The sequence below is a fragment of the Legionella norrlandica genome (assembly GCF_000770585.1).
Classification (GTDB): Bacteria; Pseudomonadota; Gammaproteobacteria; order Legionellales; family Legionellaceae; genus Legionella; species Legionella norrlandica.
Map to the genome: position 1 here is coordinate 15,696 of NZ_JNCF01000017.1, position 14,054 is coordinate 29,749.

Consider the following 14,054-nt stretch of genomic DNA (forward strand, 5'->3'; position numbering starts at 1 on the left):
GGCATTTCATCAAGACTCAGGGTACGATTACAATTTCACTTAACCACCACTTTTATTGGTTAAATTTAAATTATAGGCTTGTTCTTCAATTTGTTCCAAATGTCGTTCGCCATGCGTACGGGCAAAAAAACCTGTAGCTTTCTTGGTGGTAGCATAGGAATATGCCAATTGTCCAACAACGAATAATGCACCAACCATCGTTAATGCAATTAAGATATTGGCGACGATAACCTTTTGAAAGTTACGATGCGTTTTTAATAAGTCTTGGGTTTTTTTATCAGCCAGTGTTTCTTTAAATTGTTTGTCAAAGGCTGCATAGGTTTTTTCTGTATAATCGCCATTTTCTATAAATTTCTCTAATTGTTCCTTTAAGTTTTTTGCCAAATCAAGCGCCGCATTAGATTTTTGTATAGCTAAAAGGTCTGCTTTGTTGGACTTTAAATTTTCACCATATTTTTCTAACTCATCAAGAGCTATTCTCAATTTAATAATTTTTGGATTTTTATTCAAATCTTCTTTAATAACGAAAGATGCGAGGTGATTTTTCTGTTTATTTGCTTCATTTAGCAATTCTTTCTCTTTTTGTTTGAGTAAACGTGCAATACCTTCTGTGACAGCAGTGCCAATAACATCAATTTGTTTTTGATGGGTATTAATTGACTGCATTTGTTTATCCAGGTGCTCTTGCTCAATTTTAATTTTTTTATCGAGAGCGGATAAAGACTTGCAGTCACTAAAATCAAATTTAATGTTCCTTATACTTTCGAAGAGTATTTTGAATTGCTCCTGTACTTGAGATACGAGGTGATTTCTCTGTTTATTTGCTTCCTCTAGCAATTCTTTCTCTTTTTGTATGAATAAAAGTGGAATATCTTCTGTGACAGAAGAGTTAATAACATCAATTTGTTTTTGATGGGTATTAATTGACTGCATTTGTTTACCTAGGTGCTCTTGCTCAATTTGAATTTTTTTATCGAGAGCCGATAAAGATTTGCAGTCACTAAAATCAAATTTAATGTTTCTTATACTTTCGTAGAGTATTTTGATTTGCTCCTCTGCTTTAGATGCGAGGTGATTTCTCTGTTTATTTGCTTCATTTAGCAATTCTTTCTCTTTTTCTTTGAGTAAAAGTGCAATACCTTCTGTGATAGAAGAGTCAAAAAAATCAATTTGTTTTTGATGGGTATTAATTGACTGCATTTGTTTATCAAGGTGTTCTTGCTCAATTTTAATTTTTTTATCGAGATCGGATAAAGACTTGCAGTCACTAAAATCAAATTTAAGGTTTCTTATACTTTCAAAGAGTATTTTGATTTGCTCCTCTACTTTCTTTGTTTGTTCCTCATGCTTATTTTCCCAATTTTCAGTGGCAGAACGAATATATTCTTTGGGGTTCGCTAACATCTTTTCAAATTCCAGTTGTACGAGTTCACTATCCTTGGGAGTAAGTCCTGTAAATTGTCATTTTTTAGTTTTGTAATTTGCTTGGATAGCATTACTCTACAAAAAACAGCCTCTAAAGCACATAAAGGGATTTTTTTTAATTCTTCAGGTTGATGTTTTTTAAAAAATTTTTCCAGCTCAAGATCAAAGAAAGGATAAACATCATATTCTGAAAGAAGTTTATTGGTATCGAATCGTGCAGAAACAAAAGAATTAAATCCGAAACTATCTTTAGGCCCTAGTTTAATTGTGTTTTCTTTTAGTCCTTTCTTTTTCAGAAATGTATCAATTTTTTCTGTTAGTTTAACCATATCTCCTGTAGAGGAATATTTATCAAAATAAATGGTTATCTGATCAGTATCTTTAAAACGTGCACTAGAGTGCTGAGCAGGTTCAATAATTTTAAAATGAAAACTAAAGTCATTGTCAGGAGAATCCGCCTCATCTGCGAGAAACTTTACTAATTCGAAAATAGTCTTTTCATCGAGATCACCAATGTTATTGAGGCTCAGATGAAGTTTTAACGACGCTTCATCGTTATCATAATGTTGTCCCCAAAAACCATTATCGCGCATTTTTTGATTGACCAAACGTATGGCATCAGAATTTCCTTTTATTGTTTTTATAACTTCCGTGTATAAGCCTATGCCATCTGTTGGTTTATATTCCTTTTTCATCTGCAGTTGTTTGCTTTTACTATGTATGGAATAAAACACAGTAAAAGGCATCCTAAAGCAATTAATGCCGTCTTTTAACTTATTTACACTATCCATTAGTGTTTTATCAGATAGCTCTTTAAATGACATTTTAGACTCCAGAGTATGGGTGAACAATGGAATTATACTATAAAATTTATCATAAAGCGCAAATTTTGTGCATAAATGTCATAACTGACTTAGAGTTAGCTTTTCTATTACTTGGATTTCCTTAAGTTGACGCCATTAATCGTTCAGTATCTTGAATAGGTTCAGTACAGATCAAGAGGCTCCTTTATCAAAAGTAAAGTTAACACCAACATTGAGAGTACTCAGTGAATATTTTTTATTATTGAAGTCTGAAAGGCTATTCGTTGTAATATAACGAAAATCCATGGCTAGCCAGGCAAAATCGTCCATCAAATACCCTAATCCAATAATACCTTGTCCTGCGCCTGTAACCTTCGTATCACTAACCCCAAAAGAAGGGGGTAAACTGATAATTGTTGTTTGTACAAAATCGCCTCTGTTCTGAAGACGGACTAATCCTCCTCCTAAACCAATATATGGTACAATCGTGCTTTCATGTACGGAACTGAAAAAATCATAATATAGATTTAAAAAACCATAAAGAGCGGCGCTGCTACCATCAAACCCATATCCAGCTGCCCGTATTTCTGCTGGGCAAACACCAGTTGGTGTATAAACATTAGGACTCTCTAGAGTACAAGCGTCTATTGTTAAAGGGCCAGTTGAAATTCGATTATAAAGAACTTCTCCTTCAACACGGTAGTGGCTTATTTTATAACCTAAAACAGCCCCACCACCTCCTGAGACTGGACTATATTCTACATTGCCAGTAAATATTCTATCGTTATATGGAAATACTATATCTTCACCTGAAGGTCCGTGACTGATTTCTCCTAATATCCCAACATAAAAGCCTTGGGGTTGGTTAAAAGCAAAAGTTGAATTGCTTAATAGCAGACTGGACAAGACAGTGAGTCGTAATAACTGCTTCATAGAGTATCCTTACTTATAATTTCCTTGATCAAAACGGTAAATAGCTCCCACGCTGGCAAGGTGGGCCTGGTAGACTTTTCCGAAATTACTAGAATTATCAGTTGCAACGTAGCGATAAGCCAGGTTGGCAGCGTAATTTTCTGAGAAATTGTAAGTCAAACCAACGGTTCCTTGGTAGGCAAAAGCATTATCAGAAGTGGTAAAATAGGAAGGTACAAAAGGACCTGTGCTGTTGAGCTCTGCCTTAAGATTGGCATATCCAATACCTAGACCTAAAAATGGTGCAATAGCGGGCAACATTTCAGGACAATCGTAGTATATGTTGGCCATAATAAGGCTCGCAGATGTGAAACCTGTCACATTCAGTTGAGTAATGAAATTAAGGTTAAAACGCTTGGTTTCTGCTCTTAAATAAGTATATTCTGCTTCATAACGGATGGGATTACTTTGGTAACCTATTCGTCCCCCCACGTTATAACCATTATTGTATTTCACTTCATCTCGGAATACCCCGAAAGCAAAATTGTATATATTAGGGGGAATGTAAGTATAACCACCAAACGCACTGGCATACCATCCATCGACAGGTACTGCAGCGGAAGCAATACCACTAGCTAATAAAGCTGTTGTAAGTAATGTAATTCTCATGACATCCCTTTTTTATTATTTTTTAACTGAATCATGTTAGCGATTTGCTTTAAATTTGCAAGTTTTCTGTTGTGCTTTTTCTAGGATAATCTAAACGAAGACAAACCATACAGATTATACAAGAGATTTGACTAGGTCAATGATTTTGCTGTTGTATAAAATTCTCATTAGGGTAAGATGAAATTTAGGCCAAAAACAAGGAGTGTTATATATGCCCCCAAAAAATAGAAAAGAATTACTTGATGTGATTGATAATTTAGATAAGTTTTCTGAAAAACTATTAAATCGAATTGCTGATGAATCGGAAGAAGGATGTAAGCAGCTTATTTTGGTAATAGAAGCAGCTAAAGCACGCTATAACAAACCCATTGAGTCCTGGCTTAAGGGTTGGTTTTATCAATACACAAGAAAACGAGGGCAAGATATAGAATTGGCTATTAAAAGCATAGAAGCTTTCCCTGACGCCTATACGCGCCTACAGGAGTTTAAGTTATTAGTAGCTAAAGGAGAATGGGAGCATGGATCATTTAATTATTATTTATTTGATGAGCTCATCAAATCAGTACCTGGCTACAAATTTCTAGAAAGCGAATTAGTGCAGCCCATTATTTTGAAACTCCGAGAGAAAATAGGCACAAGAATCAATGAGTTCATGTCCCAATACCATGCTACTCAAAAATTGATAGAAGCCCAAAAACAAGAACTAAAAATAACACAGCAGAGTGCACAGAAATTTGTTGATAATGTTTTGATTGCGAATAATTTGGAATCAGCAAAGACATCAGCAGAAGAAAATAAGAACTATATTCAATTTGGTTTGATTTCAAAAAATAATGTTTGGAAATTATTTTGGGTGGATGCAACAGGCAAAGTTTATGCTCTAGAGCTTGGCGAGGAGTTGATGAAAATTCTAATCGAGCATAATGTTAAAGAAGTAGAAAATATAAGCTCTTTGCGTTTAAAAAGGCTTAAAAAGGAATGTTTAAAAGCTCGAGAATCGTTTTTAGAAAGAACACAGTTAATTATCAATCCCTTGGATCCTAAAAATAATATTAATCTTACTAATGAAGAATTGATACAAAACGGATTGGCTGCCGCTTTTGTTTTGCGAGGGAAACCTAATGATTTTTCTTTATGGTGGATAAATACATTAGGCTTTGCTCAACCCATTACATTGGATTCTTACCCCTCTTTAGCCTTATGGTTAAACGCTCAAAATTATCCTTTTGGAGAAGAGCAAATTCTTCAATTAAAAGCACATTTATTAAATGTAAATACTTCCAAGTCTATTGGTATGGGGGAGTTTAAAGCCCAATTACAAGAATGTTTGGTTAATGGTTTTAAGAATGCAAAGGTTGAACAAACTTCTACTAGCTCTGTGACGACACCGAAAAAATTAGACTTGAGTTTATTTGTAAATATCGAGCGTTGTTTGAGTGGTAAATTAAGTAAAATGCAAGAAGAAAAGCTGAACGCAAAAGACCAAGAATCTTCTCAGGCAGGCTCTAATAATTCGGATATAACTCAGAATAAATCCCCAGAGCGAACTCCTTGCCGTTTAGATCTTAAAAAATATGGAAATATTGAAACTTTCTTTTTAAGCAGAGCTAAGATTGTGGGTACTGAGGAGTCTTTAAAACCTGCTGTCCCCACTATATAAGATAAGAATAAGACAATAAGCCATTATTATTGCAATGGTGGCTAAAAATCACAGTTGATATCGTTTATTAGCGCTATAAAAGGAGTAGTATGCCTTTTATAGCCAAAATTTATTTATTTAAAACCATTGGTTATAGGGTAGCGCCAGTCTTTACCAAACGCTAGGTTACTAATTTTTATTCCTGGTGCCGCCTGGCGTCTTTTGTATTCGTTACGTTTAATTAATTGAATGACTTTATTAACTGTCTGAGGTTCAAATCCTTTATTAATAATTTCGGAAGGACTCAAATTTTGTTCCATGTAGGCCATGATAATGGCATCTAATATACTGTAATCTGGCAAGCTGTCTTGGTCAGTTTGGTTTGGTTTCAATTCGGCCGAAGGAGGTCTGGTAATAACGCGCTCAGGAATGACAGGGGAAATTTCGTTCCTATATTTTACTAATTCATAAACTTGGGTTTTAAGCACATCTTTTAAGACTGCAAAACCACCCGCCATATCTCCATATAAAGTAGCGTAGCCTACGGCAGTTTCACTTTTGTTGCTGGTGGTTAATACCATTCTCCCTGTTTTATTGGATAATGCCATGAGCAGCATTCCACGTATTCTTGCTTGAATATTTTCTTCAGTGATATCGGGCGATGAATTTTTAAAAATGGGGTGGAGGGTTTTTATCATAGATTGAAACACTGGCTCAATGGGGATGGTAGTATGTTTTACTTTAAGATTTTTTAATTGTGCCAGAGCATCTTCATTGCTTATTGAAGCAGTATAGCGAGAAGGCATTAAAACGGCATGAACTTGCTCAGCTCCCAAAGCATCGACTGCTATGGCCAAGGTTAGGGCGGAATCAATGCCTCCTGACAATCCGAGTAATACGCCAGGAAAATTATTTTTTTTGACATAATCTCTGGTGCCACAAACTAATGCCTTGTAAATTAATGCTTCTTTAGTCAGGTAAGGGGTGATTGGGCCAGTCACTCTCGTATTGCTGATTTGTACCGTACATAAACTTTCCTCAAAGGCAGGAGCAAGAGCACGAATAACACCTTGGTTATCCATTGCCAAAGATTGACCATCAAACAGCAACTCATCCTGACCACCTATTTGATTAACGTATACAATAGAAACGCCTTGTTGGGCATAGGATTCTAGAAGGTCTTGTCTTAATAAATATTTCTGATAATCAAACGGCGAGGCATTTAAACTTAGTAAAACAGAAATGCCATTTTTGAGTAATTCGTCCACAGGGCCTTTTTGCCATAAGTCTTCGCATATGCAGATTCCTAATTTATAATTTTTAACTGATATAATACAAGGATCTTTTGGGCCAGGGGTGAAGTACCGCACTTCATCAAATACGCCGTAGTTAGGTAGTTTTTGTTTATGGTATTCCTTAATTGTTTGGCCTTGATGAAAAATACTGAAACTATTGTAGCAGTCTTCTTTATGCATCTTGGGGTGCCCAACAATCACATAACAATCTTTAGTGACCTCCTGAATGTTTTTTAGATTCCGCATTATTTTATGGTGATATTCCTTGCGAAAAAGTAAATCTTCTGCTGGATAGCCAGATAATGTCAGTTCAGAAAAAATAATAACATCGTGATGGGATTGGTGGCTTTTAATGACATCGATAATTTTATTGGCGTTTGATTCGATGGCTCCTACTGTAGGATTAATCTGTGCCATCAAGACAGTCAAAGGTACATTCATGAAAAATCTGTTAAAGAATTGGTATATTTAAAATTGTAGCTTAGGGAGTGTTATTATTTCTATAGTCTGAGTGACGTCATTAGGAAATTTTATCTTGGGAAGCAATTATCAACATACCCTAATTGGTTGTTTTATTAAAAGGAACAGAGTTGATTTTTCATGATAAATAAAACCCTGATCCTAACAATGATCAGGGTTTTAAAAGAACGCTTAATATAAATTAATTCGGATTAGTAGTAATAATAGGGATAGCCACCATAGTAGTAATATTCACGCCTGTCTTGCTCTTGGCCAATGGCACCGCCTACTAATGCGCCAGCACCTGCACCAATTGCAGTTCCTAATGCCGTGCCGCCAGAAACGCCATAACCTATCCCAGCGCCTGCTGCAGCTCCTACCGCTGTTCCAACTTGGGTATTGGTACAACCCAACATCATAGTGGTTGACATCCCTATGAAAAACAATATTGCGATAATTTTTTTCATAGTAAATTTCCTTTTGTAGTTTTCCATCTTCATATCAATGATAGTACAAAATTAATAAAAAATGTATAAAAAATAATCAAATTATATCTTGTACTCAAATAACAATTAATAGAAGTGCCATTCTAATTGAGTTAAAGCTGGCTCCAGTAAGGAGGTACAAAGAGTCAATAATTTTGTAAGAAAAACTTAAAGTGTTATTTAAAAATTTACTCTCACATCAGTTTTCCAGTAATATGTTAGTTATGAGCATTAATTATTGAGGATAATATGTTTAGAGGAAGTATAGTAGCCTTAGTAACCCCCTTTAAGGATGACCAAGTAGATGTTCATCAGTTACGAGAGTTAGTAGAGTTTCATATCGCGAGTGGAACTCACGCATTGGTTGCTGCTGGAACAACTGGGGAGTCTGGTACTTTATCACATAGTGAAAAACTTCTGGTTATTAAAACAGTGGTTGAGCAAGCGAAAGAGAGAGTGCCTGTTATTGCCGGCACTGCCATGAATGCCACCAAGGATTGCCTAGAGCTCACTCAACAAGCCATGGAATGTGGGGTGCATGCTGCTTTAATCATGACCCCAGCTTATATCAAACCTACTCAAGAAGGATTGTATTTGCATTATAGTCATATTGCTCATTCAGCAGCGATTCCAATTATTTTATACAATGTTCCTGGAAGAACTGCCTGTGATCTGTTACCTGAAACAGTTGCGAGACTTGCCAAAATTTCAAATATTATTGGAATTAAGGAAGCAACAGGACAGATGACTAGATTGCAGCAAATTTTGCGTTTATGCGAAGGGAGTATCGACGTCTATAGTGGCGATGATTTGACAGCTGCGCAGTGGTTATTAGCGGGTGCTAAAGGCGTTATTTCTGTAACTGCGAATGCAGCGCCAAAATTAATGGCAAAAATGTGTGACTTGGCAATAGATAGTGATCAGGCCGGATGTTTGCGTATTCATGAACAATTGATGCCTTTACATGAGCTGATGTTTGTGGAGTCTAATCCAATTCCAGTAAAATGGGCTATGAAAAAAATGGGATTGATAGGGGGCGAATTGCGATTGCCTATGACCGAATTGTCTGAGAACCATCACCAGGCTTTGGAAAAAATACTTAAAAATTTAAAGTTGCTTTAATTGGGGATAGTTGTGAAAAAATTGAGTTTTGTAGTTTTAGCGGCACTGGCATTATCGTCATGTAACTCTCGCTACGCCAGTAATGGGGAAAATTTATATTTAAAAAGCCGTAATGGTGATGTATTGGTAGTTCCATCTCCCTTAACCAGTGCCAACATTAGTAATTTTTATGATCTACCCCCGCAAACGCAGGATGCACGGGTGAGTATAGCGCCTCCAGTGGAAGATATAACAACTTGATAAGGATTCATCATGACGCCATCAGAATCAGAAGAGTTGTCAATAATACAAGAGTTGTCTCAACGTCTTGTGGAAGCGCAACGCCAAATTAGGATTCTCGATAGCATTAAATGGGATGAATCGATAAAGCAGGAATTTTTTAAATCCAAGGCGAAGAAGTTGCCTTTGGTTGATAAAGCCTATTACGACAGCAAGCCATTGCCTTTTAAAGTAAAAGATAAACAGGAAGAATTTCGTATTATTTTGCGCGATGCTCAAAATCAATTAGGACAATACTCTACGGTGACAAGGCTAATCAGGCGCCAATGCGAAGAGTATAGCCGTACGGCACAAATGTTATCTCTAAGAGGTACCCCTTCGTTTAGCGAAATGGCGATGGAATTGTACGGCAGCCGGATGATGTTTTTTATGTGGGTGGGCCGCGTATGTGTGAAATGGGGTCTTTATTATTTGATGTACTGACCACTCTAAAAGTTCAGCTGCAATCAGAAGCGGATATAAAGCGGTATACCCCCATCCAGGCGCAGGAAATTTTACAGGAGCGTTTAGGAAAGTTTTTTGATAAGCACCCTGGCCGAGTGACTGTCATGGTGAGTGATGACATGGTAGCAGATGCATCGGCTGGTGCGGACAGCATTAAGTTAAGTCAAAATGCGATGTTTAGCGATAGGGATTTACGCTATTTGGAGGTACATGAAGGATGGGTGCATGTCGGTACAACTCTTAATGGCTCCATGCAACCTAACTGTTTTTTTCTTTCGAAAGGATCTCCTTCCAGTAGTGTGATTCAAGAGGGATTAGCAGTGATCACCGAAGTAGTTACGTTCTCTTCTTATCCTGATCGGTTGTTGAAAATTACGAACCGGGTTATTGCTTTGGATAAAGTCACTCAAGGTGCCGATTTCATTGACATTTATCGTTATTTTCTGGAATGTGGCTTCTCAGAGGAGGACAGTTATAAACAAACGGTTCGTATTTTTAGAGGAAGTACGCCAACGGGAGGACCATTTACCAAAGATTTGTCCTATGCCAAGGGTTTTGTCTTAATTTACAATTATATTCGTTTCGCTATCGGTCAAAAAAGGGTAGATACCATCCCTTTATTATTCACCGGCAAATTGGTTTTGGACGATTTACCACTTTTAGGCGAGTTAAAAGAAAGAGGAATTCTAACTGATCCACTCTATTTGCCAGCGCCTTTTCAGGATTTGGCTGCTTTAAGTGCATGGATGAGTTTTTCGCTTTATTTAAACCAGTTTGATTTGAATGAAATACAAAAGAACTTCCGGTTTTTATTGGTTTAAATTCATTCGAAAAGGGCATGAAAACACAGTATGTTGGGTATTCACGGAGGTCCAACACACTCAATCCAAAAGGAATTATTTTTATTCTCATGTTATTGGCCTATCCTTGCTATACTTTTCTTATATAGCTTAAATTTCTATCTGGTTGCGCAGTTTGTAAATATTATCGACAAAATTTAAGGATAACTTAAGATTTTTAGCTTAAAATGAATACATAATAGTTCTCGAGGAGTAGATCTGTATGGCTAAGAACGAACAATTGTTTCATGTATTGAAAAGGGCAATAAAAGATACCCTGTCAGCACCAGATAATCATGACCTTAGAAGAGGCACTTTAAGAATTTTAGATGATATATTGAAAGCTGATCCTTCAGATCATGCTGCTTTTCGGCAAGCCATTATTAATAATGAATTTTGGAATACGCGAGATGCTGAATTAATGGAGGACAAAGCGGACTCCGATGACTTCTTGAATTCTCGGGTAGAAGGGGAATATTCTTTTAAAAAACTGCATCAATTGGCTGCTGAAGAGCGTGTCAAACTTGGATTAGCCAGTTCAGATGACTCTGTCCTCATTGCTATTTTGAAGAATAATCCAGATCAGTGTAGAGCCTACTTAGCGTCAAAGAAACCTGAGCTTGGTAATTTTAGCCAAGATAACGTACCTGGTTGGGTCGAGGATGAACATACTCTCACAATTCCCCCCGTAGCAATCAATAAATCCACAAATGTTTTACCTGATGAGGCTATGAAGAGAATTAAAGAATACGCCCAGGATACCTTATTACTTAAATTCATTAATCGGTCGAGGAATGACCAATTATTGGATAATTTATGTAAAGCCGGAAATGAACAAACATTAAAAAGTGCGGCAAATGCCTTGGGTTTGCCCCCAGGAGCAAGTGGTGTGTTGTCCTTCCCTTTGAGTGATGCTGTAAAAGGGGTTCTTGAGGAACGTATTGAAGAATTAAGACAAAACGCTGCTCAAACGGGGTTCGAGGGGTACGTGCAATCGCTCTCCAAAGACGCACTATTAGCCAAAAAAGCGGGGTTGGAGGGTGATGATAATACTTTTAAAGCAAGTTTGGATGAGCCTTACAAGACTTATTTACCTGAAAGTGATTTAAATAGGGCAAGAGGAATATTAGGTGCCAGATATCTACAAGAGGCCTTACTCTCCGAAAAACGCGACTTGCTTCCTGCCCTGACTGCTCAAAATGAAGAGGCATTAAGAAGCCTATTAAAAGGGTTGATGGGAAACCATAACTACATCGATCATTCCGTCACAAAAGACAATTTAGGTTCCCTTAAAAAAGTAATGCTGCAAAACTTTATAAATCGTATGGCTGATCCAAATCAGCTAAAGGCATTAGATGGCGCTCCAAATCTGGGAAAATTTAGGGAGGCACTTGGCACACTGAGAATTACTCCAGCAGACTGGGTGAGGGAATCGGATTTTAAAGACATCAAACAGTGGGTTCGCTCACGTCATCTTGAGCTTCAAGTGGCTAATGAATCTCGATTAGGTGTTACTGCTCATCCAAAACTATTTTCTGTATTTAATCAACTTCCAATAGAGAAACAAAGAGAAATTATTCTAAATAAATCAGGACAAATACGTAATGTTTTAAATGCTACAGAAAAACATATAGCGGAGCATTATTTAGGAAAAGATGCTCATGGAATTGATGAATTGGTTAAGGAAAATACCAGATTGGCTGCCTTCAGGGATATCCATAATGCTGAAATAGCCAGAATTTTAGCCAATTTCAAGCCAGACATCACTTTATCTGGTGATCAAGTAAAAGAAATCAATAGCGCATTGCTCGAGATCAAAGCGAGCGATCATCCAAATACATTTACTGATGTAGGAGAGTATAAATCTTTAATTGACAAGATTAAAGCCCAATCAGGGGTTGTAGATAGAGAAGAATTTTATAAAGCGTTTAATTTGAATAGCAATGGATCTGATTTCATTAGTACTGCGGCAGATACGGCAACCAAAAAGATCGGAAGTCAGCATCAATGTAATGAAAAGTTAATGGATGAATATTCTAATGAGAAATATAAACGTTATAGACCAATCCTGGCTGTTTTTCTGAAACTAGACAAACCATATCCATTGGATAAAACCGCTTTATCTGGAAGTAGTAATAGCATTACATTTAGCCTTTTAAATAAAATCGTTAATAGTGATTCTGCTAAAAATCTTATCGATAAATTGATAACCCCTAATCCGCCTAACTCTCCTTTAACCCCAGAGCAAATGAAATTAAAAGATCATTTGACAAGGGAAATAACTCCTGGCTTATTTGATGAGATGAAAAATGTTGCAAGACGAGCACAGTTTGTGAGTCCAAAGGCAGAGAATGTTACTAGAGCTGTTAATGAAGTGAAGGCTGGTTTAGAAGGAATCCAAGGCTCCATAAACCAATAACCGATAACAAAGATAAATTTAAACTTATAAATGAAGCAGATCCTGTCCATTTATACAATCCAACCTTCCAAGGCACCGCCAAATCTAATGCGATTAAAATGAAAGGAAGATATGAAAGGATGGCTAGTGAGGTGGCTCTTGATATAGATCAATTAAGGCGTCAAGTGATTGCTCTGGAGGGACATTTGGCAAGTTTGCCTAATGATAATGAATTTAAAGCCTCATTAACGGAACAACAAAAAACTGAAATTAAACAATTACGTACACAGTTAAGCACGGAATTAAAAGCTGTCAGGGAAGATCTGAAATTTTATGAAGGGACCAGAAAAATTTAGGGCAAATATTAGAGGCGGTAAATTCTGCTGCCAAAGGCGAGAAAACGTACTATTATGAGACGAAAGGTATCAATCGTCAAATCGTTACTCCTGATAGAATACCGCCTATTCCACGTGTGCCTAATCCAGCTTTAAAAAATAACACGACAGTTGATTTCGATTCTAAGGAAGGAACCTTGGAAAGTTTTCTCCTTGGCGAGAAAGTACCGGAAGGTAGCATGGTAGTTGTTGATGTGTCTCATAAGACAAAACCTCAGTCTGGGACACCTGTTGAAACCATTGCTCGATACACCCATAATGCTGAGGGTAATAAATTCGAAATTGTGCAATCTCCTACCCGAGTACCGCCTGTCCCAGGTCAAGATGCGCCTTTAGAAGCCAAAGTGAATTTTTATATGGCTGCAGCAGCTGATATGCTGGCAAAACGTGATGGACCGCCAACGAAGGCCAAGCCTATCAGATTACGTGGTGACAATGCAGAGGAATTACAATTTCTATATACCGCCTTGGTCATTCTTGGTAAAAATAATCCAAAAATGAAGTTTGACCGTAATGCTATTAAAGTGCATTCTGCTGAATTTAATCCAGACAATATAAAAGGGCTGTTGGGGACAGGATGGTTTGGAACATTTAATAAAAATTCTTTTTATAGTCAGGTCTTTACTAATAAAAAGCAAACATCAACCTATGATATCGTCCATAACAAAAAAGAAGACTACAAAGCAATGGTTGATGAAAAATTTGGCGGTTTAAAGAAAAGAACAGAGGTGGATTCCCAGGTGATAAAACAAACCTCTTCAAGTGATCAAAGTGAATATAAAAAGCAATTAAATAAAGTACGTGAGACTACTCAAAAAACTATTAAGAAAGAAGGGCCAGCCCCCAGCGAAACTCCAAGAAAGGGGATGAGTAGTTAAATAATAATTAAG

12 protein-coding genes and 1 pseudogene are annotated in these 14,054 nt (G+C 36.9%); 7 read left to right on the top strand and 6 right to left on the bottom strand.

Going from position 1 to position 14,054, the window contains the following annotated elements; all coding sequences use genetic code 11:
- Positions 1 to 39: 39 nt before the first annotated feature.
- From OK13_RS13890 to OK13_RS06020, 4 genes are all read right to left on the bottom strand, one after another.
- A complete protein-coding gene (locus OK13_RS13890; RefSeq protein WP_052117587.1) occupies positions 40 to 1,404 on the bottom strand; it encodes a hypothetical protein in 1,365 nt (454 codons plus the stop codon).
- On the bottom strand, positions 1,398 to 2,249 hold the full coding sequence (locus OK13_RS06010; protein ID WP_052117588.1) for a hypothetical protein: 852 nt from the start codon (positions 2,247 to 2,249) through the stop codon (positions 1,398 to 1,400). The genes OK13_RS13890 and OK13_RS06010 overlap by 7 nt, the downstream gene beginning before the upstream one ends.
- A gap of 171 nt (positions 2,250 to 2,420) precedes the next feature.
- Positions 2,421 to 3,161, bottom strand: a complete 741-nt coding sequence (locus OK13_RS06015) for an outer membrane beta-barrel protein (RefSeq protein WP_035888874.1) — start codon at positions 3,159 to 3,161, stop codon at positions 2,421 to 2,423.
- Positions 3,162 to 3,170: 9 nt separating this feature from the next.
- Positions 3,171 to 3,809, bottom strand: coding sequence for an outer membrane protein (locus OK13_RS06020; RefSeq protein ID WP_035888877.1), 639 nt, complete (start codon positions 3,807 to 3,809; stop codon positions 3,171 to 3,173).
- Positions 3,810 to 4,020: 211 nt separating this feature from the next.
- On the opposite strand from OK13_RS06020, the gene OK13_RS06025 reads away from it, so the two are divergent.
- The gene (locus tag OK13_RS06025; RefSeq protein ID WP_035888879.1) at positions 4,021 to 5,469 is read left to right on the top strand and encodes a hypothetical protein; all 1,449 of its coding nucleotides are present in this window, start codon (positions 4,021 to 4,023) and stop codon (positions 5,467 to 5,469) included.
- Positions 5,470 to 5,582: 113 nt separating this feature from the next.
- On the opposite strand, the gene OK13_RS06030 is transcribed toward OK13_RS06025, so the two are convergent.
- Positions 5,583 to 7,184: an NAD+ synthase gene (locus tag OK13_RS06030; protein ID WP_035888881.1), complete on the bottom strand. Its 1,602-nt coding sequence runs from the start codon at positions 7,182 to 7,184 to the stop codon at positions 5,583 to 5,585.
- Between the two features lie 230 nt (positions 7,185 to 7,414).
- Positions 7,415 to 7,669 carry a glycine zipper domain-containing protein gene (locus OK13_RS06035; protein ID WP_035888883.1) on the bottom strand — a complete coding sequence of 85 codons (255 nt, stop codon included), beginning with the start codon at positions 7,667 to 7,669 and terminating at the stop codon, positions 7,415 to 7,417.
- 267 nt (positions 7,670 to 7,936) lie between these two features.
- On the opposite strand from OK13_RS06035, the gene dapA reads away from it, so the two are divergent.
- From dapA to OK13_RS15230, 6 genes and pseudogenes are all read left to right on the top strand, one after another.
- Positions 7,937 to 8,809 carry a 4-hydroxy-tetrahydrodipicolinate synthase gene (gene dapA, locus OK13_RS06040; RefSeq protein ID WP_035888886.1) on the top strand — a complete coding sequence of 291 codons (873 nt, stop codon included), beginning with the start codon at positions 7,937 to 7,939 and terminating at the stop codon, positions 8,807 to 8,809.
- Positions 8,810 to 8,821: 12 nt separating this feature from the next.
- Entirely contained in the window at positions 8,822 to 9,049 is a 228-nt protein-coding gene (locus OK13_RS06045; protein WP_035888888.1) for a hypothetical protein, read from the top strand.
- A 12-nt stretch (positions 9,050 to 9,061) separates the two neighbouring features.
- Positions 9,062 to 10,353 (top strand): annotated as a pseudogene (locus tag OK13_RS06050) (flavohemoglobin expression-modulating QEGLA motif protein).
- 241 nt (positions 10,354 to 10,594) lie between these two features.
- Positions 10,595 to 12,790 carry a hypothetical protein gene (locus tag OK13_RS15220; RefSeq protein WP_241480449.1) on the top strand — a complete coding sequence of 732 codons (2,196 nt, stop codon included), beginning with the start codon at positions 10,595 to 10,597 and terminating at the stop codon, positions 12,788 to 12,790.
- 98 nt (positions 12,791 to 12,888) lie between these two features.
- The gene (locus OK13_RS15225; RefSeq protein ID WP_241480450.1) at positions 12,889 to 13,125 is read left to right on the top strand and encodes a hypothetical protein; all 237 of its coding nucleotides are present in this window, start codon (positions 12,889 to 12,891) and stop codon (positions 13,123 to 13,125) included.
- Positions 13,126 to 13,301: 176 nt separating this feature from the next.
- The gene (locus OK13_RS15230) at positions 13,302 to 14,042 is read left to right on the top strand and encodes a hypothetical protein (RefSeq protein WP_241480451.1); all 741 of its coding nucleotides are present in this window, start codon (positions 13,302 to 13,304) and stop codon (positions 14,040 to 14,042) included.
- The last annotated feature ends 12 nt before the right edge of the window (positions 14,043 to 14,054 follow it).

Excerpts from the sequence above, each read along its gene's own strand:
- dapA (WP_035888886.1), top strand. The coding sequence starts at position 7,937 with ATGTTTAGAGGAAGTATAGTAGCCTTAGTAACCCCCTTTAAGGATGAC.
- OK13_RS06010 (WP_052117588.1), bottom strand. The coding sequence starts at position 2,249 with ATGTCATTTAAAGAGCTATCTGATAAAACACTAATGGATAGTGTAAAT.
- OK13_RS06030 (WP_035888881.1), bottom strand. The coding sequence starts at position 7,184 with ATGAATGTACCTTTGACTGTCTTGATGGCACAGATTAATCCTACAGTA.
- OK13_RS15225 (WP_241480450.1), top strand. The coding sequence starts at position 12,889 with ATGAAAGGAAGATATGAAAGGATGGCTAGTGAGGTGGCTCTTGATATA.
- OK13_RS06035 (WP_035888883.1), bottom strand. The coding sequence starts at position 7,669 with ATGAAAAAAATTATCGCAATATTGTTTTTCATAGGGATGTCAACCACT.
- OK13_RS15220 (WP_241480449.1), top strand. The coding sequence starts at position 10,595 with ATGGCTAAGAACGAACAATTGTTTCATGTATTGAAAAGGGCAATAAAA.
- OK13_RS06015 (WP_035888874.1), bottom strand. The coding sequence starts at position 3,161 with ATGAAGCAGTTATTACGACTCACTGTCTTGTCCAGTCTGCTATTAAGC.
- OK13_RS06025 (WP_035888879.1), top strand. The coding sequence starts at position 4,021 with ATGCCCCCAAAAAATAGAAAAGAATTACTTGATGTGATTGATAATTTA.
- OK13_RS13890 (WP_052117587.1), bottom strand. The coding sequence starts at position 1,404 with ATGTTAGCGAACCCCAAAGAATATATTCGTTCTGCCACTGAAAATTGG.
- OK13_RS06020 (WP_035888877.1), bottom strand. The coding sequence starts at position 3,809 with ATGAGAATTACATTACTTACAACAGCTTTATTAGCTAGTGGTATTGCT.